We start from the raw sequence: 26,366 nt of genomic DNA on the forward strand, positions 1-26,366 counted from the left end.
TTTTGAAGGACAAATAATGTCCCTCAAAAAATTAAAATATATAATAACTTGAATTTTCATTTCTCTATTGATTAAAATATTAATCCTTTACCTTGAATACAATATTCATAAATGAAGCTTCAGTTGCTACTGCAGTAGATTTAACTGTATAAGAAATCACACCTGCCGCAGATATCGTAACCGTATTGAATACATTATTATCAAAATAGGTTACAAAATAATCCAGATCAGCTGGTGCCAGAACCGGCAATGATGAACTTGCATTACTTCTCGCCTGATTTAAAGCTGAAGTAAATCCAAACTGCTGTGAATAAAATGTATAAATATTTAAAGTTCTGGTTCCTGTTAATGGTATTCCGTTAGCATCGTGTGTAGGAATAACTACCGATGGTGCATAGAAAAACTTAGGCATTGCTGCTTTAACCTGTTTTAATACACCTGAACCTGGATCAGCTACAACAATGCGATCCGCAGTTGAAGTATAGGTGGATCCATTAAAGCTATATGTATTATTACCCGTTTGCAAACCTGCCAAAGCAAGCATATTCGTAGCATCTGTAGTAACAATAGTTGGCTTAATTAGCGGTCCGCTAAGCTGCACTACGCCATTAGTCACTGTTAATCCGTTATTTGCACTGGTAGATGTTAGCACATCGGTTGGTGCCAATAATAAACCACCGTCTGCACCCACTTTTAAAATATTAGGTGTATTAGCACTTTTCAATTGGGCTGTAACAGCCGTTGTGGTCTCATTGGCATAAGTAATTGCGCCAGTAGTAGTATTTTGACTTAAAGTTGTAGTCGGTGTATTGATTTTATATGGTGTTGCCGTTGTTCCATTTCCTATGACTGTTGTATTAAGGCCATCAGTTATTAAACCTGCACCGCCCTGAGCCCCTGTTGCACCTGCCGGACCCGTTGCCCCCGTATCTCCCTTATCGCCTTTTAAACCTTGAGCACCAGTTGCACCAGTAGGACCCGTCGCACCTGCATCTCCCTTGTCGCCTTTCACCCCCTGAATGCCTTGTGCGCCAGCAGCACCGGTCAGACCAACTGGACCAATTGCACCCTGAGCGCCTGTAGCGCCAGCAGGACCCGCTGCACCTACATCACCCTTATCGCCTTTCAAACCTTGAGCACCAGTTGCACCAGCAGGCCCTGTTGCACCTGTATCGCCCTTGTCACCTTTTACACCCTGAATGCCTTGTGCACCAGCAGCACCTGTAGCGCCAGTAGGACCCGTTGCACCTATATCTCCCTTATCGCCTTTCAAACCTTGAGCACCAGTTGCACCAGCAGGACCAGTTGCACCTGCATCTCCCTTGTCACCTTTCACACCCTGAATGCCTTGTGCACCAGCAGCACCCGTCAGACCAACTGGACCAATTGCACCCTGAGCGCCTGTTGCACCAGCAGGACCTGTTGCTCCTGCATCTCCTTTATCACCCTTGTCTCCTTTCAAACCTTGAGCACCAGTTGCACCTGCATCACCTTTATCGCCTTTTGCACCGTTAATATTGGTCCAGGTATTGGTAGTTGGATTGTAAACCCAGGTTCCACTGTCATTCGTTACAATCGTAACGCCTGCGCCCGGAGCGCCTGGCTGACCTGAACCCGGGGTACCTGGAGTTCCAGTTTTCCCTGGCTGGCCTTCAACACCAACTACACCTGCATCGCCTTTATCTCCCTTGTCACCTTTTGCACCGTTAATATTGGTCCAGGTATTTGTTGTTGGATTATAAACCCAGGTTCCGCTGTCATTGGTTACAATCGTAACGCCTGCGCCCGGAGCGCCAGGTGTGCCTGAACCCGGAGTGCCCGGAGTTCCAGTTTTCCCTTGCTGTCCTTCAACACCAACTACACCTGCATCGCCTTTATCTCCTTTTGGACCATTGATATTGGTCCAGGTATTGGTTGTTGGATTATAAACCCAGGTTCCACTGTCATTCGTTACAATCGTAACACCTGCGCCCGGAGCACCTGGTGTGCCTGAACCCGGAGTACCCGGTGTTCCAGTTTTCCCTGGCTGACCCTCGACACCAACTACACCTGCATCGCCTTTATCTCCCTTGTCACCTTTTGCACCGTTAATATTTGTCCAGGTATTGGTTGTTGGATTATAAACCCAGGTGCCGCTGTCGTTGGTTACAATCGTAACACCTGCGCCCGGAGCACCAGGTGTGCCTGAACCTGGAGTACCCGGAGTTCCAGTTTTCCCTGGCTGTCCTTCAACACCAACTACACCGGCATCACCTTTATCTCCCTTGTCACCTTTTGCACCGTTAATATTGGTCCAGGTATTCGTTGTTGGATTGTAAACCCAGGTTCCGCTGTCATTGGTTACAATCGTAATACCTGCGCCCGGAGCACCTGGCGTGCCTGAACCCGGAGTACCCGGAGTTCCAGTTTTCCCTGGCTGTCCTTCAACACCTACTACTCCTGCATCACCTTTATCTCCTTTTGGACCATTGATATTGGTCCAGGTATTGGTTGTTGGATTGTAAACCCAGGTTCCGCTGTCATTGGTTACAATTGTAATACCTGCACCAGGGGCACCTGGTGTGCCTGATCCCGGAGTGCCCGGAGTTCCAGTTTTCCCCGGCTGTCCTTCAACACCAACTACACCTGCATCGCCTTTATCTCCCTTGTCACCTTTTGCACCGTTAATATTGGTCCAGGTATTCGTTGTTGGATTATAAACCCAGGTGCCGCTGTCATTGGTTACAATCGTAACGCCTGCACCCGGAGCGCCTGGTGTGCCTGATCCCGGGGTACCCGGAGTTCCAGTTTTCCCTGGCTGTCCTTCAACACCAACTACACCGGCATCACCTTTATCTCCCTTGTCACCTTTTGCACCGTTAATATTGGTCCAGGTATTCGTTGTTGGATTGTAAACCCAGGTTCCGCTGTCATTGGTTACAATCGTAATACCTGCGCCCGGAGCACCTGGCGTGCCTGAACCCGGAGTACCCGGAGTTCCAGTTTTCCCTGGCTGTCCTTCAACACCTACTACTCCTGCATCACCTTTATCTCCTTTTGGACCATTGATATTGGTCCAGGTATTGGTTGTTGGATTGTAAACCCAGGTTCCGCTGTCATTGGTTACAATTGTAATACCTGCACCAGGGGCACCTGGTGTGCCTGATCCCGGAGTGCCCGGAGTTCCAGTTTTCCCCGGCTGTCCTTCAACACCAACTACACCTGCATCGCCTTTATCTCCCTTGTCACCTTTTGCACCGTTAATATTGGTCCAGGTATTCGTTGTTGGATTATAAACCCAGGTGCCGCTGTCATTGGTTACAATCGTAACGCCTGCACCCGGAGCGCCTGGTGTGCCTGATCCCGGGGTACCCGGAGTTCCAGTTTTCCCTGGCTGGCCTTCAACACCTACTACACCTGCATCACCTTTATCTCCTTTTGGACCGTTAATATTGGTCCAAGTATTGGTTGTTGGATTATAAACCCAGGTTCCACTGTCATTCGTTACAATCGTAACGCCTGCGCCAGGAGCACCTGGTGTGCCTGATCCCGGAGTGCCCGGAGTTCCAGTTTTCCCTGGCTGACCTTCAACACCTACTACACCTGCATCGCCTTTATCTCCTTTTGGACCATTGATATTTGTCCAGGTATTGGTTGTTGGATTATAAACCCAGGTTCCGCTGTCGTTGGTTACAATTGTAATACCTGCGCCCGGAGCGCCTGGCTGACCTGAACCCGGGGTACCCGGATTTCCAGTTTTCCCTGGCTGGCCTTCAACACCTACTATACCTGCATCGCCTTTATCTCCTTTTGGACCGTTAATATTGGTCCAGGTATTGGTTGTTGGATTATAAACCCAGGTGCCACTGTCATTCGTTACAATCGTAATACCTGCGCCCGGAGCACCTGGTGTGCCTGAACCCGGGGTACCCGGAGTTCCAGTTTTCCCTGGCTGTCCTTCAACACCTACTACACCTGCATCACCTTTATCTCCCTTGTCGCCTTTTGCACCATTAATATTGGTCCAGGTATTCGTTGTTGGATTGTAAACCCAGGTGCCACTGTCATTGGTTACAATCGTAATCCCTGCGCCCGGAGCACCTGGTGTGCCTGAACCCGGAGTACCCGGAGTTCCAGTTTTCCCTGGCTGTCCTTCAACACCAACTACACCTGCATCGCCTTTATCTCCCTTGTCACCTTTTGCACCGTTAATATTGGTCCAGGTATTCGTTGTTGGATTGTAAACCCAGGTTCCGCTGTCATTGGTTACAATCGTAACGCCTGCGCCCGGAGCGCCAGGTGTGCCTGAACCCGGGATACCCGGAGTTCCAGTTTTCCCTGGCTGTCCTTCAACACCAACTACACCGGCATCGCCTTTATCTCCCTTGTCGCCTTTTGCACCATTAATATTGGTCCAGGTATTCGTTGTTGGATTGTAAACCCAGGTTCCGCTGTCATTGGTTACAATCGTAACGCCTGCGCCCGGAGCACCTGGTGTACCCGAACCCGGAGTACCCGGAGTTCCAGTTTTCCCTGGCTGACCTTCAACACCAACTACACCTGCATTGCCTTTATCTCCCTTGTCACCTTTTGCACCGTTAATATTGGTCCAGGTATTCGTTGTTGGATTGTAAACCCAGGTTCCACTGTCATTCGTTACAATCGTAACGCCTGCGCCCGGAGCACCTGGTGTGCCTGAACCCGGAGTACCCGGAGTTCCAGTTTTCCCTGGCTGACCTTCAACACCTACTACTCCTGCATCACCTTTATCTCCTTTTGGACCTTTGATATTGGTCCAGGTATTCGTTGTTGGATTATAAACCCAGGTTCCGCTGTCATTGGTTATAATTGTAATGCCTGCGCCCGGAGCACCTGGCGTGCCTGAACCTGGGGTACCCGGAGTTCCAGTTTTCCCTGGCTGTCCTTCAACACCTACTACTCCTGCATCACCTTTATCTCCTTTTGAACCATTGATATTGGTCCAGGTGTTGGTTGTTGGATTATAAACCCAGGTTCCGCTGTCATTGGTTACAATCGTAATACCTGCGCCCGGAGCACCTGGCGTGCCTGAACCCGGGGTACCCGGAGTTCCAGTTTTCCCTGGCTGTCCTTCAACACCAACTACACCTGCATCGCCTTTATCTCCCTTGTCACCTTTTGCACCGTTAATATTGGTCCAGGTATTGGTTGCTGGATTATAAATCCAGGTTCCACTGTCATTGGTGACAATCGTAACGCCTGTTCCAGGGCCACCGGGTTGACCGGGAATGCCCGGAGTACCTGTTTTTCCGGGCTGTGCTTCAATAGCTATAACGCCTGGATCACCCTTCAAACCTTTTGTATAAACCCATTTTGTTCCATCATTATAATAAATACCTGGAACAACATCTTTGCTTGTTGCAGTATTATAAACCATCATACCTGCTACGTGAGCAGTTAATGGAGCTGGATTTGTACTTTCAATAAGTGCGACCCTCGCATGTAATAAACCTTTATTAGTGCTTTCCAATTCAAGCAATGCATCTTTATTTGCCAGATTTCCCTCTGTAATGGTTCCATCTTTTACTTTTTGTTGTCCAAAAACCTCAAAAAAGCAAATTGACAAGCCTAAAATAATGAGTAAGCGTTTTTTCATCATATTATTATAATTTTATTATCACATCCTTTCTATCAACTGTTTTTCACTGTACAATTGAAATAATCTGTTAATCAGACTTTAGTTGTTGCGAAAAAATTGAATGGAAAAGTGTTTAACAGATTGTATGGCACAAAGAGAGATATAAAATTGTCCCTGGAAGAAAACTTGAATACGCACATCTACACGTAACCAGCAAAACGCTGACTACCAACTCATTAATAACAAAAGCAAAGAAATCAATCAGTACATCGATCAGAGATTCAGTATAGTATCTGGTTAAATTTTGAAAATAAAAGCACAGATCTTTACTCTATAGTATTGGGTTAGAATATATATCCCCGTTTAATCTATGAATCTTTACATGGTGCGATAATTACACTCATTATGACAAGAACAGCCTTAACAATATTTAGAAAGCTGCCATTAAAACCCACTTAGCTACATTATTACCGACAAGAATCCATTAACATCCCCCTCGAATCAATATTGCATTTTTATACTTGTGATCCGGGTAGTTTATATTTCTAAATTATATTCATTACCAGGCTCAGCTCAAAGCATAGTAAAATAGTGAGCACAATTGCAACGAATATTAGCAGCCTGACCACGGGATTTGGATCTTTTTTCATTTTACATATTTTATCGATGCAAAAGAATAAATTTGGAAAGCGTAAAAGAAAATCATGACTACCCAAAGCTACGCACTAAAAACAAACACCTTATAATCAACAAATTAAACATAAAACAGCAAACATTTCAAATTTTCAATAATTGTGCATCATGATCGTATGCGTAGATACGCGTAGAAATTAAGGCATGAATTTCACTTTCAAATCCGTCATTTTGTAACTGAATAAAAAACCGGAATGAGATTTACATATACCAGGGCAATTGCCAAAAAAATTCTTCTTGCATTTCTTGCATGTACTATTGTTGCAGCATTGGCGGCTCTTGTTGCCCTCAATACGATTACAGACAAACTTGGCAGCATTTCTAAGCTGGCAACCAACATTGAACAAAATCAATCGAAACCAGAACAGATATTATTATTAATTCACCGTGCGGAAGACGACTTCCAGGAGTCGTTGCTGACGACAGGTAATAATAAATATGCCGACTACAATACAAAGATTGTACTGGTTTTTAGCATGATTGATTCCTTATTGAAAGAAAATGCTGATACTTCTAAACTAACGGCCTCACAAAGTAAAAAAGTGAAGTACTGGTACCATGAAAAAATGAAACTATCGGATAGGTTATTTGTACTCAAACGCAGTTTCGATTCCTTGCTCACGATATATTCAGATTTTAATAGGGAGAATACAAAAGGAGATGTGGCCAGTCTTCATACAGAGAGCCCGGCTATCCGGAAAATCAATACAGATACGGTACTAAAAGTTACGCCTAAGGAAAAAAAAGGTTTTTTTAAAAGAATAAAGGATGCCATCGCTAACAAAAATGAGAAGTCTGTTGTTGAGATAAACCATTATAAAAATGTAGTAATTAGCCCTCCCGATAAACAAAAGACTAATGACGCAGATAAAAAACTGTATGCCAGAAAGCTTGAATTGTTACGACAGAAGAATCAAAAACTCCTTACCATACAGAGTGAGCTGATTATCCTGAATTCACATATCAGTAATGAGCTGGAATTCATTATCAATAATATAAAAGACATCAATTACAAGTTAATTGACGAGTTTAAAGTGGTGGCTTTAAAAAATTACCAGCAAACCACCTCGGTATTGGTCCGTTTTTATATATCGGCATTGTTCCTGGTGCTTTTATTTGCTGTTCTGTTGATCATCTTTATCATCCAGTTGAACAAAGCTGAAGTTTTGCTGAGAAATGAAACCGAACAATCTGCGATGGAGGCTCAGCAAAGAATCGATGACCTGATGAAAAAAATTGAATTGAACGAGCGCAGTCACTCACCTTCAAAGCTAGAGGCACTGAAAGAGATTGTTCAGCTTGCGGTTAACAATAATCCTGCATTTCTAATAAAGTTTAATGAGTTTGACCCAGATTTCAGTCCGAAGCTGTTAGAAATAGCTCCGCACTTGGTTGCAAGCGAAATTGAACTCTGCATACTGCTGAGGCTAAATTTTGAAACCAAAGAGATTGCACGCCACACAAAAGCTTCTGTTCGCGCAATTGAGAGCAAAAAATACAGAGTCAGAAAAAAACTGAATATACCTTCAGATAAAGATATCAACATCTGGATGGCCCATATCTGATAAATATCTTCAGTATGCCTGATATGAAACAATATGCTCATTTTAGATGCCTCCAGTAGGTTACAAAAAAGCTATAACGTAAAAAAGCCCTGTTTACCAGGGCTCTTTTTATGCGGAGAGAGCGGGATTCGAACCCGCGGTACCTTGCAGTACACACGCTTTCCAAGCGTGCTCGATCGACCACTCTGACACCTCTCCGGGTGGATTGCAAAAGTATATTTTTTATTGGTAAAAAAAATGCTCCCGGTTAAAATCGGGAGCATTTTTAAATATGATATTAGAAATTAATCTATAACCGTAATTTTTAACATGTTGGTTTTACCTTTTGCTTCCATTGGGATAGCAGCCGTATTGATCACGATATCACCTTGTTTAACCAATTTTTTGCTTTTTAAGAATTCGTTCACCTCTATAATAGTGTTATCGGTACTTTCCCACTTATCGTAGTAAAAACCTCTTACGCCCCAAAGTAAACTTACCGCGTTTAATAAGGCCCTGTTGCTGGTAAAAATAAAGGTTAAAGCTTCCGGACGGTGACTTGAAATTTCAAAAGCAGTATAACCACTTAAAGTCATCGATACAATACCTACCGCGTTGGTTTGTTTCGCTAAGAAACAAGCTGAATCGCAAATGGCATCGCTTAAAAAAGATGGCGATTTTGGTTTTAAAAACTTATCGGGATTGAAAGGATAGTTGTTTTGCTCAATGTTCTGGATAATTTTTTGCATCGTTTCGATCACGATCAATGGAAATTCTCCAACTGAAGTTTCACCACTTAACATCACTGCATCAGCACCATCTAAAACAGAGTTGGCCACGTCATTTACCTCTGCACGTGTTGGGCGAGGTGTAGTGATCATGCTCTCTAACATTTGGGTAGCCACAATTACAGGTTTAGAAGCTGCCCTACATTTAGCAACAATCATTTTTTGTAATAATGGAACTTCTTCCATCGGACATTCAACACCTAAATCGCCACGGGCAACCATAATACCATCCGTTGCCGCAATAATTTCGTCGATATTGGCAATGGCTTCAGGTTTTTCGATTTTTGCAATTACACGGGCAGTTTTACCACGTTCTGCAATAATTTTTTTAAGTTCGATAATATCTTCTGCCTTACGCACGAAAGATAAACCGATCCATTCTACATCATTTTCTAAAACAAATTCTAAGTTTTCGCGGTCTTCTGGTGTTAAAGAAGGGATAGAAACTTTAGTATTTGGAAGGTTTACACCTTTTCTGGAAGTTAAAATACCACCGTGAACTACCTCACAAACTACTTCATCTTTTAAATTGGTGGAAATCACTTTCATTTGAAGCTTTCCATCATCCAAAAGGATAATTTCGCCCGCCTGAACATCCTGAGGGAAGTTTTGGTAAGTGATGTAAATACGTTCCTCGTTACCAATGCATTCGGTTGTGGTAATTACGGTAGTTTTACCATTAATCAGGTTAATGCCACCTTCTTTTACTAAACCAATGCGGATTTTAGGGCCTTGTAAATCGGCAAGGATACCTACATTATAATCGTATTTTTTATTTAAATCGCGGATGGTATCCAAAACCGCCTGATGATCTGCTTGTGATCCGTGTGAAAAGTTTAAGCGGCAAACATCTAAACCTGCGTTAAACATACTATATAATACATCTGGTTTTGCTGATGCAGGCCCAAGCGTGGCAACAATTTTAGTTCTCGAATGAAAAGGTTTCATTTAATTAATTGATTTTAGCAATGCAGTTTAAGAAAGCATAATTATTTATCTAAAATAATCAAACTGCATTAAATTTTATATATTTTGTTCTTTTGTTCTTTGTTTGTAACCGTCAAATATAGTGTATTTAATACACCAAGTATATAATTTTTATATTACCAAATTCTCACGGCTCTTTAACTTAGTTGGATCTATCTTTGCAGCCACCTGTATATCAGTCAGTTTATTCAAACCATTGATTAAATAATCCAAATCTTCCTTATCAATAAATTCTTTAATAATAATAAAGAAATCTACTTTGTTCATCTCCGGAATTAGAAAACCATCGCTACTTTTGTTGCAAATTAAGTAGTATTCTACCTCACCTTGCTCTACAAAAAAGTAATATTTAGAGAAAGACCAGGCTGGTTCGTCGATATTAAAAAATATTTCATGGTCTTCTATTTTTTCAAATTGTGTATTTAATCGGGTATTAATTTTGTGGCAAAGCACATAGTCTTTTAGGGGTGCTGTGATCGCAATTAGTATAAAATCAAGGTCTAAGGTAAGTTTTAGGTAAGTCTTATTCAAAGCGAAATAAATTATTTACAGAACGAAATTAAAAAACTAATTCTATATTCGCTGTGTTATTGAGATACCAAAATTACGTATCGAAATAAAAACATTTGAAAATTGTAAGAATTTATTTTTCTTTGCACAGAATTATTTAACCATTAAATTATAAAATTATGTCTGATATTGCTTCAAGAGTTAAGGCTATTATCGTAGAAAAACTAGGTGTTGACGAAAGCGAAGTTACGCCAGAGGCTTCATTCACCAACGATTTAGGTGCAGATTCTTTAGATACCGTAGAGTTGATTATGGAATTTGAAAAAGAATTCAATGTAGCTATTCCTGATGATCAGGCTGAAACCATCGGCACAGTTGGTCAAGCGATTGCTTATTTGGAAAAAAACGTTAAATAGAATTACGCTTTTTCAGTATAAATGGAATTAAAAAGAGTAGTAGTAACAGGGTTGGGTGCGCTCACTCCTATAGGCAATAATGTTCCCGATTTTTGGGAAGGATTGACTAACGGGGTGAGTGGCGCTGCTCCTATTAAGGGTTTTGATACTGAAAAGTTCAAGACCAAATTCGCATGCGAGGTTAAAAATTTTAATCCGGAAGACTTTCTGGAAAAAAAAGAAGCCCGCAAGCTAGATCCGTTTGTACAATATGCTCTTGTGGCAACAGATGAGGCTGTGAAGGATGGTGGTTTTGATTTTGAAAAATTAGATACCAACCGGATCGGTGTAATCTGGGGTGCGGGCATAGGTGGATTGAAAACTTTCCTGGATGAAATTTCGAATTTCGCCAAGGGAGATGGTACGCCAAGATACAATCCATTTTTTATCCCTAAAATGATTATTGATATTGCTCCAGGGCATATCTCGATCAAATACGGCTTACGTGGGCCAAATTTTGCAACTGTTTCGGCATGTGCCTCTTCAACCAATGCCATGATTGATGCTTTTAACTATATCCGTTTGGGTATGGCTGATGTAATTATCAGTGGCGGTTCTGAAGCCATCATTAACGAAGCAGGTATGGGTGGTTTTAATGCCATGCATGCATTATCAACGCGTAACGAAGATCCGGCAACGGCATCACGCCCTTTTGATAAAGACCGTGATGGTTTCGTAGCTGGTGAAGGTGCAGGTACAATTATTTTAGAAGAACTTGAACATGCAAAAGCAAGAGGTGCAAAAATTTATGCAGAGCTTGTTGGCGGTGGAATGAGTGCCGATGCTAATCACATCACAGCACCACATCCTGAAGGTTTGGGCGCTAGAATGGTAATGACCAATGCACTAAAAGATGCTGGTTTAACAACTGCTGATATAGATTATATCAATGTACACGGTACTTCTACCCCACTGGGTGATATTAGTGAAACCAAAGCCATTGGTACATTATTTGGTGAAGATGCTTATCGTTTAAACATCAGCTCAACCAAATCGATGACTGGCCACCTTTTGGGTGCAGCCGGAGCTATTGAGGCTATTGCAGCCATTCTTTCTGTTAAAAATGATATTGTTCCTCCAACGATCAATCACTTTACAGACGATCCTGCATTTGACCCTAAATTGAATTTTACTTTTAACAAAGCACAAAAACGTACCGTTAGAGCTGCTTTAAGTAATACATTCGGTTTTGGCGGCCATAACGCTTCTGTTATTTTTAAGAAATACGAAGATTAATTTAAAACAGCCCTGCTATATAATTTTGTATGCTAATTAAAAATAGATAACTTAGTTAAATATGCTAATTAGCCGTTAATTGTGTTATTTATTTAATGCCGATATTAAAATTATATAAACTTTATCTCTCTCCTGAAAAGGAGTTTGTTAAAAAGCTGAAAAACATTTTAGGCTTTGTTCCAGGCAATGTTACGCTCTATAAAATGGCGTTCAGACATCGTTCTGTAGCAAAAGTTTTAAAAAATGGAAGCAGGAGCAGCAATGAACGCTTAGAGTTTTTAGGCGATGCTGTTTTAGGTTCGGTGATAGCAGAGCTGCTTTTTAAACATTACCCTTACAAAGAAGAAGGTTTTTTAACCGAAATGCGCTCGAAAATTGTGAACCGGGCTAATTTAAATCAGTTGGCAAAGAAAATTGGTTTTGATAAGCTCATTCAGTTTGACCAGCGTTCGGTTAGCATTCAAACCAAACACAATTCAATGCTCGGCGATGCTTTTGAAGCCATTGTAGGCGCCATTTATATGGATAAGGGATACAATTTTACCAAAGAGTTTTTATTGCGCAGAATTGTAAAACCACATATCGATATTCATACCCTGGAACTTACTGAAACCAATTTCAAAAGTAAATTGATTGAGTGGTGCCAGCGCCATGGCAAAGATGTTATGTTCGAACTGGCCGAAAACAGTGAAGGTGAAAGTGCCAAGTTATTTACCATCAGCGCAATTGTTGAAGGTGAAAAATATGGTACCGGCAGAGATTACAACAAGAAAAACGCAGAAAAATTAGCAGCCGAAAAAGCTTGCGAAGCATTGAGTATATAGAAGATAGGTTAATTGTACAGGTGGGTTAAAACTTCTACTAACGCTAAATGCTCAACTCAGGACTAAACACTCAGACCCCGGACTTCGGGCTTATTTTATACCCCCAAAACCCATCACTCCAAACTGACTCAGGACTAAAGACTTCGGACTCAAACCTATTTTCCCTTTCCCAGTGTATCCGTAAATTTCTTTGATGATTCTTTAATGTATTTGATGTAATCGTAACTGTTCCAGTATTGCGCTTTATCGAATTCAGGACGACAGTTTAACATGTATTTTTCTAAGGTATCGCCTCTTAATTCGGTATTGTTTTTAATGATGCTTTGGTTGAAGTAGACATCGATTTGCGATTGTTTAATTTCATTATCAGCATACCGGCCAAACCGCCTTGCATTTTTAGGATCCTTGCCAAACAGGTTATACAACGCATTTAACGGACTGAATACGGCTGACAGGAATGAAGTTTTACCTCCATTGTATACGCCCTTGTTTTTAAACTCTCTTTTAATATCGTCGAGGTCTTGTTGTTTCGTATTTCCCCTAATGGTTACATCGGCTAATGTAGTACTTCCGCGAACAAGATAAACAACCAGATCCTTCTCACTGGTAACCACTACGCGCTGATCGACCAGGTCTCTTTTAATGACCAGAAGAGTATCGCCAAGTCTGGCTTTTAACTGAAACATACCAATATCATTACTCCCCACCCCTATACCGGTACGCAGGTTGGTAATTTGTGATAATGCAATCCTAACGTTTGAGCCTTTCTCGATGACCACGCCTTTAATAATAAAATCCTGTGCTTTAGCGACAAAGCCAATTGCGGTGAGAACGAAGAGTATGAAGGTAAATTTAAAGTTTTTCATTTATGTTTTAATTTGTGTGTTTCAAAGTATCAGTATATTTTTTAGCCGATTCTTTGATGTATTTAACAGCATCGTAATTGTTCCAGTTACTAACCATGCTACTGCTTGGGTAATAGTCGAGCAGAAATTTGTCTAGCGCTTTTCCTGTTAAGGTGGTATTTTTCGATACTAAATTTTTATTAAAAAATTTATCCACCTCGATTAAACTTAGCTCCTTTTGATAATAACGGTTAAAATTACGCGCTCTTGCCGGTGTTTTCCCAAAAAGCTCATAAAAAAATGTTAACGGACTCCCACCAAAAGGGTTTAACAAGATTAATGGTGGTTTACCTGCATAAAATGAACCATTTCTTTTCAGGTCTCTTTTTATGCCTTCCATTTCCTGCTTTTTAGTCTGGCCTTTAACCGTAACCTCTTCTAACATTGTGCTCCCTCTAACCAGATAAATAACCAGGTCATCATCTGATTTAACTACTATTTTTTGCTCATTCAGATTTCTTTTTTGAATGAACAGCGTATCGCCAATTCTTACACTTAACTGGAACATTCCAATATCATTACTGCTTGCGCCCATTTTACTGCGCATATTGGTAATACCAGCCAAAGCAATCCGCACATTCGAACCTTTTTCAATTATTACCCCTTTCAGCACAAAATCCTGCGCTTTGATTTTTAAGCCCTGCATGAAGATGATCAGTAGAAGAATAATTTTCAAATGCTTCATTGCGTTAAAATGGCCAGTTAAATGATCGGGTAGCGCAGATTGGTTTCTATTTTAACAGCAGATTGGTTTTGTTGTTTGTTTTCTGCCTAATTGTTACATCCTGGCCAGAAAACGAATTTATCTTCCTTAATGAAGGAAAATGCTTTCCTATCTACCAATATTTTTGTAAAATTAACACTTGTTAACCTGGCAAACTGTTAAATAAACGTTAATAATGATGAGAAAACTATTTGGCGGATTTTATTTACTCTATTCGGCAATTGTATTTTTCGTACTCATGCTTATTGTTTGCCCTTTTATCCTAATTAGTACAGGTATTTTTAAGGAGAAAACAGGAAGAAAAATTTCCTTTTATTTTTTAAAATGCTGGGCATGGGCTTTTAGTCTTTTCACTTTTCTATGGTTTTCTTCAGGTGGTAAAAAAATTGACACTTCGCGGGCTTATATCTATGTAGGTAACCACAGTTCCTTTTTAGATGCCATAGCCATTGTGATCTGCATTCCACAGGCCTTTAGTCCGCTGGGGAAGATCGAAATGCTTAAAATACCCGTATTTGGATGGATTTACAGACGTTTAGTGGTGATGATTGACCGAAGCAGCAGAGAAAGCCGCGACCAATCTGTAGCCGAGCTAAGGAAAGATCTGGCCGATGGTCAATCCATATTGATTTTTCCGGAAGGAACGATGAATAAATCTGATCAACCTTTAAATACTTTTTATGATGGCGCCTTTCGTTTAGCGATAGAAACCCAAACCCCTGTTTTACCCTTCGCCATTTTGAACAGCAGGGCGCATCTACCCAGAACAGATCCGTTATTATTAAATCCTGGATTAATTAAAACAGTATTTGGGGAAGCCATTGAAGTGAAAGGCCTGGTTGCCGAAGATATTGAAGAACTGAAGCAAAAAACATTTAATGCTATTTTGAGCATGTTGGAAAAGTAGGATTATATTTCATTAATCAGGAATAAAAGCCCAGTCCCATCAGGTTTAAACACGCTGATTTGTACTTTGCAGTTAGCAGACCAGAGCCAAAACCAATTCTGCTTTGTACCTAAACCCGATTGGAATGAAAAGCCCGCATCCCGCTTTTCATCGGGAGAGGACTTGTAATGAAAGCGGGGCTGCAATCCCCAAAGAAATGCTGAACGCTGGTTTTCCAAATTCCAACAATCATTTCTTTAAACGACCACCTTCCATAATCCTAACACCCAATCCATTATTATTTCTCCTTTCGGCTGAAAACCCTATCTTTGCGCATGATAAAATCCATGACAGGATACGGCTTAGCAACAGCCGATTATGCAAATGCAAAGTATAGTGTCGAAATCAAATCGCTCAACAGTAAATTCCTGGAGCTGAATTTAAAATATCCTAAAGCTTTTTCTGATAAAGAGTTGATTCTGCGCAACATTTGCAGCAAAGACATCGAGCGCGGAAAGGTGAGTTTAAGCATCAATGTAGAACGCACCAATGGTGAGGTTACAGGTGCGACCATCAATACTGCATTATTAAGCCACTATTATAAACAACTTATTGCCGTTAATGACGAATTAAGTGCCGGAAGCAGCAATTTATTGCAAACTGCCTTAACTTTTCCTGATGTCATCAGCTACAAGGAAGAAAGTGTGAGCGAGGATGAGTGGAACCATTTATTCCAGATTTTCACTTCAGCTTTGGCCAATTTCAATAAATTCAGAGAAGATGAAGGTGCTGTTTTAAAGGCTGATTTAGAGCTGAGAATTAAAAATATCCTTTCTTATTTCAAATCTGTTGAGGAATTAGAGCCTAAAAGAATTACCGCTATCCGCGATAAATTTACCCAGTTTTTAGACGATGCGGTAGGTAAAGTAAATATCGATCAGAACCGTTTTGAACAGGAACTGATTTATTACATTGATAAAATAGACATTACTGAAGAAAAAACACGTTTAAAAAGCCATTGCGATTATTTCTTGCAAACTTTAGCAAGCAAAGAAGCAAACGGCAAAAAAATGGGTTTCATTTCTCAGGAAATCGGAAGAGAGATTAATACCATGGGTGCTAAAGCAAACGATGCCCAAATGCAACAATTTGTTGTAGGTATGAAAGAAGAATTAGAAAAGATAAAAGAACAGTTATTGAATGTGTTGTAGTGTTAGGCGGAGAGCGATAAGCGCTTAACGCCAGACGCCAATCGCAAAAATTTTAAAAATGCAAGGCAAATTAATCATATTTTCAGCACCATCAGGAGCAGGTAAAACCACTATAGTACATCATTTATTAACGAAATTTCCTGAGCTGAGCTTTTCTATTTCTGCGACAACCCGCGAATTAAGAGGCGCTGAAACACATGAAAACGATTACTATTTTATAAGTAAAGAAGAATTTTTGCACAAAGTAGCCCGCCAGGAATTTGTGGAGTTTGAAGAAGTTTATAACGGAACTTTTTATGGCACTTTACGTTCAGAAATAGAGCGCATCTGGAATGATGGCAAACACGTTATTTTCGATATTGATGTAGAAGGCGGTATCCGTTTAAAAAGAAAATATGAGGAAGATGCGCTGGCCATTTTCGTTCAGCCACCATCATTAGATGTTTTAAAGGAACGCTTAAGCGGCCGTGGTACAGATAGTCCTGAGAAATTACAGGAACGTTTTATTAAAGCTGAAAAAGAACTGCTTTATGCAGATAAGTTTGATGTGATTTTAAAAAATTACGATCTGGCTACAGCCTGTGCAGAAGCAGAGCAGTTGGTGGGGGATTTTTTGAAGAAATAGCTTTCTAAAGAAAGTAGAAATCTTTATATTTGAGTGATGACTGATATTCAATTATATAGCCAAATATCTTCATTGCCTTCAGATTTGAAGAAGCAAGTGTCTGATTTTGTCTCATCCCTAAAGAAAAAATCGAAAGAAAGTAAAAAATTGAAAGAAAGACAATTTGGCTATGCCAAAGATTTCTTTAAAATGGCTGCTGATTTTGATGAACCATTAGAAGATTTTAAAGATTATATGTAATGCAGCTTCTGTTGGATACGCATACATTTATCTGGTTTATAAATGGAGATTCATCCTTGCCAAAGAAGATAGTTAATGAAATTAAAAACCTAAATAATCAATGTTTTATTAGCATTGCTAGCATTTGGGAGATTGCAATAAAATCTAAATTAAACAAACTTTCTTTAAGCGCAGATTTCGATAAAATTTTAGACTTTCTGGATCAAAATCAAATAGAAATATTGCCAATTTCGTTTGATCATATTATTACGCTGAATGAATTAGATTTTCATCATCGCGATCCATTTGATCGAATTTTGATTGCTCAAGGCATTTCTGAAGACTTAACGATTTTAACAAAAGACCAAAATTTTAGCTTTTATAAGGTTAAAGCAATTTGGTAAACCGCAAACATGAAAACTGGTCTTTTCTTTGGTTCATACAACCCCATCCATACCGGGCATTTAATTATTGCCAATTACATGGCTAACCATACTGAGCTTGATGAAGTATGGTTGGTGGTTTCACCACATAATCCCTTAAAAGACAAAAGTGGTTTAACCAACATGTACGACCGTTTGGAAATGGCCAAACTGGCTACAGAAAATGCAGAACATATCCGTGTGAGCGATATCGAGTTTTCCCTACCTCAACCATCATACACCATCGATACCCTTACCTACTTACATGAAAAATATCCTGAAAAAGAGTTTGTATTAATTATGGGTGCCGATAACCTGGTATCATTTAAAAAGTGGAAAAACTACGAGGTCCTTTTAAAAAACTACCAGATTTACGTTTACCCCCGGCCAGAAGCAAATGTAAGCGAATGGGAAAATCATCCTTCCATCACTTTTACCAAAACCCCTTTAATGGAAATTTCTTCAACCTTTATCCGTAAAGCCATTAAAGAGAAAAAGAATGTTCAGTTTTTCCTGCCTGATAAAGTGATCGATTTTATTGAAGGCAAGGGAATGTACAAATAACACACATTAACAACCTAAATTACTGCCGGTAAAAGCAACAGACTTACAACCTATTAGATTAAATCAATTAATGGATTGGTTTTTGTTTAATTCGCCTTTTGATTATTAATTTAGCGGCAGCTGATACAACAAAACACGTGAGAAAAAATTTATTTATACTTATTGCCCTTTGTGGCACTGCATTTTCGGCAAGCGCACAACAGAAAACCTATTTAGAATTATTGGCCAATCAACCGAAATGGGTCGATTCGGTTTTTAACAAACTTAACCGTAGAGAACGTATTGCGCAGATGTTCTTTGTTCGGGCACACACTAATCTGGGTAAAAAATATACCGACTCAGTTGGTCAGGTAATTAAAAAAGAACAATTGGGTGGAGTAATCTTTTTTCAGGGAGGCCCCGGCAGGCAGGTTTTAGCCACTAATGACTATCAAAAATTAAGCAGGGTACCTTTAATCGTAGCCAATGATGGTGAATGGGGTTTGGGCATGCGTCTGGACAGCACAATTTCCTATCCTTATCAAATGGCCCTCGGTGCAATCCAAAACAAAGAGCTGTTGTATAAAATGGGCTTGGAAGTAGCCAAAGATTACAAACGCATGGGTATGCAGATGAACTTAGCACCCGATGCCGACATCAATAATAACCCTAAAAATCCGGTTATTAATTACCGCTCTTTTGGCGAAAATAAATACAATGTGGCGACCAAGGTTGCCGCTTATATGAAAGGCATGCAAGATGGCGGCTTATTAACCACCTTGAAGCACTTTCCTGGTCATGGCGATACTGATGTAGACTCGCATTACGATTTACCCCAGCTTACTTTCTCTGCTACACGTTTGGATACTTTAGAAATGTATCCTTTCAAAGAGCTGATTAAACAAGGGGCTTCTGGCGTGATGATTGCACACATGAACATCCCATCTTTAGATAATACGCCAAATTTACCCTCTACCCTTTCCAAGCCGATTGTTACAGGCATTTTAAAACAGAAATTAGGCTTTAAAGGCTTGATCATCTCGGATGCGATGGACATGAAAGGTGTGGTAAAATACTTTAAAGATGGCGAAGCGGATCTGATGGGTATTATTGCAGGCAACGATATCATAGAACTTTCGGAAAATAGCGATAGGGCGATTAAACTGGTGCGTAAAGCGGTGAGACAGGATCGTGTAAGCATGGCCGAGATCGACCAAAGCGTGCGTAAAATATTAACTGCAAAATATTGGGCAGGTTTGGCTAAACGCGATACGATTGTAACCCAGGGTGTTGTTGCTGCCGTAAACCGCAATGCAAGTAATGCTTTGGTGCAGGAGTTGGCCAATGCGTCAGTAACCCTACTAAAAGGTAAAGATTATATCAAACGTCTTATTCCAATCAGAAGAACAGCCATTATCAGTATCGGCGTGCCCTCGGTAACCACTTTCCAGAAAGAGATTTCGAAAGGTTATTATAACTCTGTTTATTATGTGCTGGATAAAGATGCCAATGCTACACAAATTTCGAACATTGCCCGCGAAATCGCTGCATTTGACCAGGTGATTGTGGGCATTCACGACAGCCGTGCAAGACCTGCAAACAATATTCCGCTTAATGCAGGCGTAAAAAACTTTATTAAAGAGTTATCAGCAAAAAATGCTGTTTTTGCGTTGTTTGCAAATCCATATAATCTGGCCAGCTTAGCTGGTTTAGAAAACAGTAAAGGTTTGGTTGTTGCGTATCAAAAAGAAGATTACATGCAGATTTCAGCTGCCGCAGTAATTAACAACAGATTAACACCTACTGGTAAGTTACCCGTAAGCGTGGCTCCGTTTTATAAATTCGGCGACGGGCTTTAGTTATTGACCACATAGGCACGAAGAATACAAAGAATCGGATGTCGGATGATTAAATCTTCCGGCATTTTTTATTTCTATCATTTTACCACGCAAATATAACGTCTTCGGAATAATCAATTTATTGCTTTAGTCTTTTAGCTTTTTTCAAAACAATTCCTTGCTCAAAACGATTATCTAATTATAAAATCTTAATGTTATGATAGACCCGGAAGATGACAATTATTCAAACGATCCTAATGATGCTTTACGCAGAGAGGATGATGTAGAAAATATCAATGAAATTAATGGTGATGATACCAGCATAGAACACGACAAAGATCTGCTGGAGCAAGCCGATGAAGCATCTAGGGCTTCTTACGAGTTAAACCTTGATGATGAAGTGGAAGAAGATGATCTAGATGATTAAAAAGAAAGCCCTCCCGATGTAAAATCAGGACGGCTTTTTATCTTTAAGTTGCCCGGTTTTCTCTCTAAAATTTATACCTTAAACCTTTACTTGGCCTTCGACTTATACGTTTCGGGATTAACCGCAGTGGTTGTCCATCCTTTTAAAAAAGAGGTAATTTTCTTTACATCATGTCCAACTTTCTTTTTACCGTTGGCGCCAACTTCTTCGGTTTCTAAATAAGAAGAATTTTCAATGTGTAACACTTTGCCTTTACCATCAAGGATTAAAAATACCGGAAAGCCAAAACGTTGAGGATATCCTAAACTGGCTAAAACACTTTCGTTTTTATTCTCAGGACTGTAATTAACCAGAACAGTTTCAAAATTGTCGTTAATGTATTTTTTTAGCGTTGCTGTGCTGTCAACCAGATTATGAAATGCAATACACCAGCTGCACCAGTTCCCACCAACCTGTAGCAAAACATGCTTATTTTCTTTAGCTGCCTTTCCAACCGCAGCAGCAATTTCGGCTTTGGCATCGGCTTGTGGGTTATAGATATGAACGCCTTCTTTTTTCGCCTGACTAAAAGCTGCAGTCGAAAGAAATACAGCCGTTAATAAAATGACTAATCTTCTCATGATTTTTTTGAATAATAATTAAGTAAAAGTAAGAAAGTATAATCTTACAATAAATTATTCGCGAATTCTTTACAGAGACATGGAAAATGTGGATTCGTAGTCCGTAGTCCGTAGTCCGTAGTCCGTAGTCCGTAGTCCGTAGTCCGTAGTCCGTAGTCCGTAGTCCGTAGAATGGAAAGTGATTCGGAACGAAGGTTTAATCTGGTCGTTATGTATTTTCCATCATCCATGCCCCATCTTCCAATTTTGCATATCTTTGCCCTGCAATGGATTTTTTAGACATACATACCCATAAAACTGCCACACAAGCAGGGGTAACCAGCATTCAAAGCCTGTCGTTAACTAACGATATCTTTTTAGCGATGCCTAAAACAAAGCCGATCTCGGTAGGCTTACATCCCTGGTTTGCCAAAATTGATCACCTGGAGCTTCAAATGAAATATTTAACGGTTGTGGCCAATCAACCGAATGTTAAACAAATCGGCGAATGTGGTTTAGATCGCTTAAGAGGTGAAAACCTGGAAAATCAGACAATAATCCTAGAAAAGCAGATAGAATTGGCTGAAAAGATTAACAAACCGTTGATTCTGCATTGCGTAAAATGCTTTTCGGAATTGATTGCGATTAAAGACCGGTTGAAAGTTAAAGTACCAATGGTCATCCATGGTTTTAATAAAAATGAAGAACTTGGCCAGCAATTATTGGATAAAGGATTTCTACTTTCATTTGGTTTGGCTACGTTGAAAGAAAGCTCCGGTGCGGCAAAACTCATTCAAAGTACCGATAATTTTTTCCTGGAAACAGACAATGCGGATATATCGATTGCAGAAATTTACCAGGCCGCAGCCATTTTAAAAAAATGTAGTGTTGATGAACTTAAAGCTCGTATTTTTACCGACTGGAAAAAATTCAATTTAATATAAACTTGTCATTCTGAGCCTGTCGAAGAATACAGTCAATTACAAAATTATGTCTGATGTTACCTGGCTTTCGCGCTCTGCCCTCCTTGTAGGAAATGATGGAATAGAAAAACTACAATCGAAACACGTTCTGGTAATTGGTTTAGGTGGAGTGGGTTCTTTTGCTGCCGAATTTATCTGCCGCTCAGGCGTTGGTGAAATGACTATTGTAGATGGCGACGTAGTTGACCCGACCAACCGGAACAGGCAATTACCAGCTTTGGCAACCAATCATGGTGTAAGCAAAGCGGCAATTATGCAAGAGCGTTTACTGGCCATTAATCCCGAATTAAAACTCCATGTGGTGAATACTTTTCTTACACCGGAAAAATGCAGGGAAATTTTAGAATCTGATTTCGATTACATCATGGATTGCATCGACAGTGTAATGCCCAAAATCACTTTGTTAGGAACGGCACTGGAAAAGAATATTCCTATTGTAAGCTCAATGGGCGCTGGTGGTAAAATGGACCCCACCAGATTAAGAATTACCTTGCTTCCCGATACCTATCAATGTGTTTTTGCCAGTTATGTACGCAAAAGGCTGAATAAACTCGCCAATGCAGCAAAAATAAAAGCTGTTTTCTCCACAGAGGAAATGGATAAAAACTCGATGATCATGACTGACGGGAGTAATTTCAAGCGTTCGGCTTATGGCACCGTTTCTTATCTGCCCGCGGCATTTGGCGGTGCCTGTGCCTCGGTTGTAATCCGCGATCTGCTTGGCCTTCCAATCGAAATGGCCGAACGCCCTGCAAGAATTAGCCATAAAACGCTCCATAAACGGAAAAGCAAAAAAGCCTGATCCCCATGAATTGTTGATATCATGATTTCGCGAAAATTTTAAATTGTTGTAAGTTTAAAATTCGAGAGAAATTATATTATGCCCCAACCCCTCAAAATTCTTCAGGCCTCTGCAGGTTCCGGTAAAACGTTCAGTCTTACGGCACATTACCTCACGCTGCTTTTTAGTGGAGACAATAAGTACCGCGAAATTTTAGCGGTAACCTTTACCAACAAGGCCACCGAAGAAATGAAAACGAGGATTCTCGAGGTACTGCTCGGATTGGCGAAAGGCAATCCATCTAAAAAAATCGACGATTATCGGAAACTGATTTTACAGGCCTACCCTACAGTAAGTCAACAGGAATTACAGTTTAAAGCCGATAAGATTTACCGCAAAATTTTGCACGATTACAGCCGCTTTTCGGTAAGTACAATTGATGGTTTTGTGCAAAAAGTAATTCGTGGTTTTGCTTTCGAGCTGGGACTCAATGCCGATTATAATTTAGAAATGAATTATGATAAGGTGAAGGACGATCTCGTAAACAAATTAGACGAAGCTTTAGACCACAACAAACAGCTTTTACAATGGATCATCGATCTGGCTATCGAGCGCATCAGCGACAACAAAAGCTGGAACTATAAATTCGAACTTTATAACCTGATCGGAGAAATATTTTCTGAGCGCTTCCAGATTTTCGAAGATGCGGTAAGTACACTTGGATTGGAAAACATCGATGAATTATTCAAAAAATATATCAGTGTTACTAAAGCAGAAATCAAAAATTTTGAAGAGGAACTGATTGCACTAGCTACTGAGGCGAACGAAGCCCTGAATGTAATCGGCGTAGAAACCGAACACCTCAAAGGGAAATCGCGTAGTCCGCTGGCTAAGATTATTTTGGTTGCCAGAGGCGATTTTTCTAAAATAGAACCGCTGTTTAATTTAATTGATGAACCTGAGGAGTGGTTTCAAAAAAACACAAATTTCCCTGAAGCTTACGACACCGTAAACCCGATTCTCCAGAAATTAAAAGCACATTATTTAGCCCATTTACCCAATTACAGCCTGGCCATCGCTTTTAATAAAAACCTTTACTATTTAAGGTTGATGCAGGAAATTGCCGTGTTATTGAAAGAATACCGGGCTGAAAATGACAACCTCCTCATCAGCGATGCGCAGAAACTCATTTCAGGGATTACCGAAGATGCCGGCGACAACCCTTCTTTCATCTGGGAAAAAGTGGGCAACCGTTACCGCAACTTTTTGTTCGACGAATTTCAGGACACCTCTACCAGCCAATGGGGAAGTTTTAAATCACTATTAACCAATGCAATGGCTACGCCTAGTCAGGATTTGATCGATCACCTGATTGTTGGCGATACCAAACAATCTATTTACCGCTGGCGTAATGGCGACTGGAATATCCTGCATAAACACGCCAAATTAGACGTCGGCGCAGAAAACGTATTGGAAGAAAGTTTAGAAGAGAATTACAGAAGTGCCGAGAATATTATCACTTTCAATAATTTCCTTTACAAGGCTATTCCACTCACCCTGCAGAATGAGCTGAATGAAAATCTGGCTACCAAACCAGATAGCATCTCTAAGTGGTGGCATGAGCAACATTATCAGCAGATTATAACCGATATTTACGGCGGTTCGACCCAAAATTTTGCCACCAATACTTTAAAGGGCGGCACCATCAAAATTAAGAAGTTTGGGAAAGATCATGCACCAAACGAAGCGCGTTTTACTGAAACCGTTTTCAGGGATATTGTCCTTGATGATATTGTTGAAGAAATAAACCACCTCAAAAACGAACTGCAGTATGCCCTAAAAGACATTGCCATTCTGGTTCGTTCGAATAGTGAAGCCTTACTAACCGTTAAAAAATTAATGGGGCATGACTTACCGGTTTTATCGGGCGATGCTTTGTTGATTTCGAACAACTCAGCCATACAGCTCATCATTAATACCTTAAAAGTGCTGATTGGTTTAGAAACACAAACGGCATTATATAAAGCCAATTGTATTGCACTGTACCATTCGCTACACGATAAAGAAATCAATGCCAATCATTACCTGAATCTTAACAATAAGCCTTTAAACACCCTCACAGCAGTTTTACCCGTGGCTTTGTGCGAGAACTGGCAAAGCTGGTTACAGCTCCCGCTGCCCGAGCTCGTAGAAATTTTAATTGAAAGTTATGGTTTAAAAAATCTGACCGCCAATTTACCCTATCTGCTGGCTTTTAGAGATTTAACCGCGTCAGCAGGCAAGCTTGGCGAAAAAGGCATTATTTCCTTTTTAACCTGGTGGGAAGAAGACGGCATCAAAAAATCACTACCCTCGCCCGAAGGTGCCGATGCGATACAGATCATCACTATACATAAATCTAAAGGACTGGCCTTTAGGGCTGTTTTTGTGCCATTTTGCAATTGGGAGATTAAAGGAAAACCGAATGGCACTTTTTGGGTATCTTCAGAAGAAACCGTCTATAAAGAACTCAAGGGTATTCCATTGAAATACAACGAGGCATTGGCCGATTCGGCAATTGCAAAAGCATATTACGAGGAATTACTTTATAACAATATGGATGCCCTGAATATGCTTTATGTGGCTACCACACGATCAAAAGATTACCTCTACATCGCCACTATGGCCAAAAAGGAATTGAAATTATCCAACATGGGCGATGTGATCAACTTTACTTTTGATGAGCAGTTTGATGAAAATGGGGTATATGAAATTGTTGATGATGTAATTGTTGAAAGTAAAGTTGAGGAATCCAATTTTATCAACTTAAAAAGTTACCCTACTACAACCCGCTTATCAGAGCTTTATATCCCATCAGAAGACAAACACTTAAAACATTTGGTCAATATTGAAAAATCAGGCAGAAAAGGTTCGCTATTGCACGATATTCTGGCCAGTGCCAGTACCGAAAAGGAGGTAAATGATTATAGCACCAATCTGGTTCTACAGGGCATTATCAAAGAAGAAGAAAAGCAGAAATTAATCGATTCGGCATTGGAAGTATTAAACAATCCCGAACTTCAAATCATTTTAGGTAAAGCGAGTGAAAGCATCGTAGAAAAAAATATTATTGATGCCCACGGAAAACTCCACCGTCCGGACAGGGTGCTGATTAATGCTGATGAAGTAATTATTCTGGACTATAAATTTACTTTGGAAGAAAGCGACAAACATATCGAACAGGTGAACAACTACAGGGTATTACTTTCGGAAATGGGTTATCAGCATATCAAAACCTATCTTTTCTACGCAGTTAAGGGTAAATTGAAATTAGTATAATATGGAAAAAGTAAACGATTTATGCCCCAATTTCGATCAATGTTATCCGATTTATCAAAACAAGCAAATCTGCTACGCACTGCGTAGCATTTATCAAACAACTGTAAATCAACAAAATAAAATACAGTATGCACTGCTTAGCAATTTGAACTGGACACACCACCGACTAATGGTGAGAGTCGATGATATTGAGGCAAGGACAAGCAATTATCGAATTGCAATTAAAAAACCAAGGCAACGATTCAAATTCTA

At 40.2% G+C, this 26,366-nt stretch carries 21 protein-coding genes and 1 tRNA gene; 15 read left to right on the forward strand and 7 right to left on the reverse strand.

What is annotated here, in order from left to right:
• Positions 1-79 precede the first annotated feature (79 nt).
• On the reverse strand, positions 80-5,617 hold the full coding sequence (locus AC04QZ_RS22200; RefSeq protein WP_478359521.1) for a beta strand repeat-containing protein: 5,538 nt from the start codon (positions 5,615-5,617) through the stop codon (positions 80-82).
• 866 nt (positions 5,618-6,483) lie between these two features.
• Between AC04QZ_RS22200 and AC04QZ_RS22205 the strand changes: the two genes are divergently transcribed.
• The gene (locus AC04QZ_RS22205; RefSeq protein ID WP_478359522.1) at positions 6,484-7,854 is read left to right on the forward strand and encodes a helix-turn-helix transcriptional regulator; all 1,371 of its coding nucleotides are present in this window, start codon (positions 6,484-6,486) and stop codon (positions 7,852-7,854) included.
• Positions 7,855-7,967: 113 nt separating this feature from the next.
• On the opposite strand, the gene AC04QZ_RS22210 is transcribed toward AC04QZ_RS22205, so the two are convergent.
• The 3 genes from AC04QZ_RS22210 to AC04QZ_RS22220 all read right to left on the reverse strand — a co-directional run bounded on the left by AC04QZ_RS22210 (position 7,968) and on the right by AC04QZ_RS22220 (position 10,139).
• Positions 7,968-8,052, reverse strand: a tRNA-Ser gene (locus tag AC04QZ_RS22210).
• A gap of 86 nt (positions 8,053-8,138) precedes the next feature.
• Positions 8,139-9,569: a pyruvate kinase gene (pyk, locus tag AC04QZ_RS22215; protein ID WP_086548050.1), complete on the reverse strand. Its 1,431-nt coding sequence runs from the start codon at positions 9,567-9,569 to the stop codon at positions 8,139-8,141.
• Positions 9,570-9,719: 150 nt separating this feature from the next.
• Positions 9,720-10,139: an IPExxxVDY family protein gene (locus AC04QZ_RS22220; protein WP_478359523.1), complete on the reverse strand. Its 420-nt coding sequence runs from the start codon at positions 10,137-10,139 to the stop codon at positions 9,720-9,722.
• Positions 10,140-10,297: 158 nt separating this feature from the next.
• Between AC04QZ_RS22220 and AC04QZ_RS22225 the strand changes: the two genes are divergently transcribed.
• From AC04QZ_RS22225 to rnc, 3 genes are all read left to right on the forward strand, one after another.
• Complete coding sequence (locus AC04QZ_RS22225) at positions 10,298-10,534, forward strand: acyl carrier protein (RefSeq protein WP_008508386.1); 237 nt, start codon at positions 10,298-10,300, stop codon at positions 10,532-10,534.
• Between the two features lie 21 nt (positions 10,535-10,555).
• Positions 10,556-11,809 (forward strand): beta-ketoacyl-ACP synthase II, encoded by a 1,254-nt coding sequence (fabF, locus tag AC04QZ_RS22230; RefSeq protein ID WP_029274997.1) that lies wholly within the window; start codon positions 10,556-10,558, stop codon positions 11,807-11,809.
• Between the two features lie 95 nt (positions 11,810-11,904).
• Positions 11,905-12,633 (forward strand): ribonuclease III, encoded by a 729-nt coding sequence (gene rnc, locus AC04QZ_RS22235; protein ID WP_086548051.1) that lies wholly within the window; start codon positions 11,905-11,907, stop codon positions 12,631-12,633.
• Positions 12,634-12,788: 155 nt separating this feature from the next.
• On the opposite strand, the gene AC04QZ_RS22240 is transcribed toward rnc, so the two are convergent.
• Positions 12,789-13,499: a hypothetical protein gene (locus AC04QZ_RS22240; protein ID WP_478359524.1), complete on the reverse strand. Its 711-nt coding sequence runs from the start codon at positions 13,497-13,499 to the stop codon at positions 12,789-12,791.
• Positions 13,500-13,506: 7 nt separating this feature from the next.
• Positions 13,507-14,223, reverse strand: a complete 717-nt coding sequence (locus AC04QZ_RS22245; protein WP_478359525.1) for a hypothetical protein — start codon at positions 14,221-14,223, stop codon at positions 13,507-13,509.
• A gap of 214 nt (positions 14,224-14,437) precedes the next feature.
• Here AC04QZ_RS22245 and AC04QZ_RS22250 point away from each other — a divergent pair, with 214 nt between their 5' ends.
• The 8 genes from AC04QZ_RS22250 (at position 14,438) to AC04QZ_RS22285 (ending at position 20,433) form a co-directional block, all read left to right on the forward strand.
• Entirely contained in the window at positions 14,438-15,169 is a 732-nt protein-coding gene (locus AC04QZ_RS22250; protein ID WP_478359526.1) for a lysophospholipid acyltransferase family protein, read from the forward strand.
• 326 nt (positions 15,170-15,495) lie between these two features.
• Positions 15,496-16,359, forward strand: coding sequence for a YicC/YloC family endoribonuclease (locus tag AC04QZ_RS22255; RefSeq protein WP_086548055.1), 864 nt, complete (start codon positions 15,496-15,498; stop codon positions 16,357-16,359).
• A gap of 58 nt (positions 16,360-16,417) precedes the next feature.
• A complete protein-coding gene (gene gmk, locus AC04QZ_RS22260; protein ID WP_029275003.1) occupies positions 16,418-16,984 on the forward strand; it encodes a guanylate kinase in 567 nt (188 codons plus the stop codon).
• A gap of 36 nt (positions 16,985-17,020) precedes the next feature.
• Positions 17,021-17,224: a type II toxin-antitoxin system VapB family antitoxin gene (vapB, locus tag AC04QZ_RS22265; protein ID WP_131529628.1), complete on the forward strand. Its 204-nt coding sequence runs from the start codon at positions 17,021-17,023 to the stop codon at positions 17,222-17,224.
• A complete protein-coding gene (locus tag AC04QZ_RS22270) occupies positions 17,224-17,607 on the forward strand; it encodes a type II toxin-antitoxin system VapC family toxin (RefSeq protein WP_478359527.1) in 384 nt (127 codons plus the stop codon). Before vapB ends, AC04QZ_RS22270 begins: the two co-directional genes overlap by 1 nt.
• Before the next feature lie 9 nt (positions 17,608-17,616).
• The gene (gene nadD, locus AC04QZ_RS22275; RefSeq protein ID WP_478359528.1) at positions 17,617-18,189 is read left to right on the forward strand and encodes a nicotinate (nicotinamide) nucleotide adenylyltransferase; all 573 of its coding nucleotides are present in this window, start codon (positions 17,617-17,619) and stop codon (positions 18,187-18,189) included.
• Positions 18,190-18,326: 137 nt separating this feature from the next.
• On the forward strand, positions 18,327-20,027 hold the full coding sequence (locus AC04QZ_RS22280; RefSeq protein ID WP_478359529.1) for a glycoside hydrolase family 3 protein: 1,701 nt from the start codon (positions 18,327-18,329) through the stop codon (positions 20,025-20,027).
• A gap of 196 nt (positions 20,028-20,223) precedes the next feature.
• The gene (locus tag AC04QZ_RS22285; RefSeq protein ID WP_086548059.1) at positions 20,224-20,433 is read left to right on the forward strand and encodes a hypothetical protein; all 210 of its coding nucleotides are present in this window, start codon (positions 20,224-20,226) and stop codon (positions 20,431-20,433) included.
• 86 nt (positions 20,434-20,519) lie between these two features.
• Here the strand turns inward: AC04QZ_RS22285 and AC04QZ_RS22290 are convergent, their stop codons facing one another.
• On the reverse strand, positions 20,520-21,053 hold the full coding sequence (locus AC04QZ_RS22290; RefSeq protein ID WP_478359530.1) for a thioredoxin family protein: 534 nt from the start codon (positions 21,051-21,053) through the stop codon (positions 20,520-20,522).
• A 266-nt stretch (positions 21,054-21,319) separates the two neighbouring features.
• Between AC04QZ_RS22290 and AC04QZ_RS22295 the strand changes: the two genes are divergently transcribed.
• The 3 genes from AC04QZ_RS22295 to AC04QZ_RS22305 all read left to right on the forward strand — a co-directional run bounded on the left by AC04QZ_RS22295 (position 21,320) and on the right by AC04QZ_RS22305 (position 26,114).
• Positions 21,320-21,976 carry a TatD family hydrolase gene (locus AC04QZ_RS22295; protein WP_478359531.1) on the forward strand — a complete coding sequence of 219 codons (657 nt, stop codon included), beginning with the start codon at positions 21,320-21,322 and terminating at the stop codon, positions 21,974-21,976.
• 46 nt (positions 21,977-22,022) lie between these two features.
• Positions 22,023-22,817: a tRNA threonylcarbamoyladenosine dehydratase gene (locus AC04QZ_RS22300; protein ID WP_478359532.1), complete on the forward strand. Its 795-nt coding sequence runs from the start codon at positions 22,023-22,025 to the stop codon at positions 22,815-22,817.
• Between the two features lie 78 nt (positions 22,818-22,895).
• Positions 22,896-26,114, forward strand: a complete 3,219-nt coding sequence (locus tag AC04QZ_RS22305) for a UvrD-helicase domain-containing protein (protein ID WP_478359533.1) — start codon at positions 22,896-22,898, stop codon at positions 26,112-26,114.
• Positions 26,115-26,366 lie beyond the last annotated feature (252 nt).

Source organism: Pedobacter folensis (genome assembly GCF_056490665.1).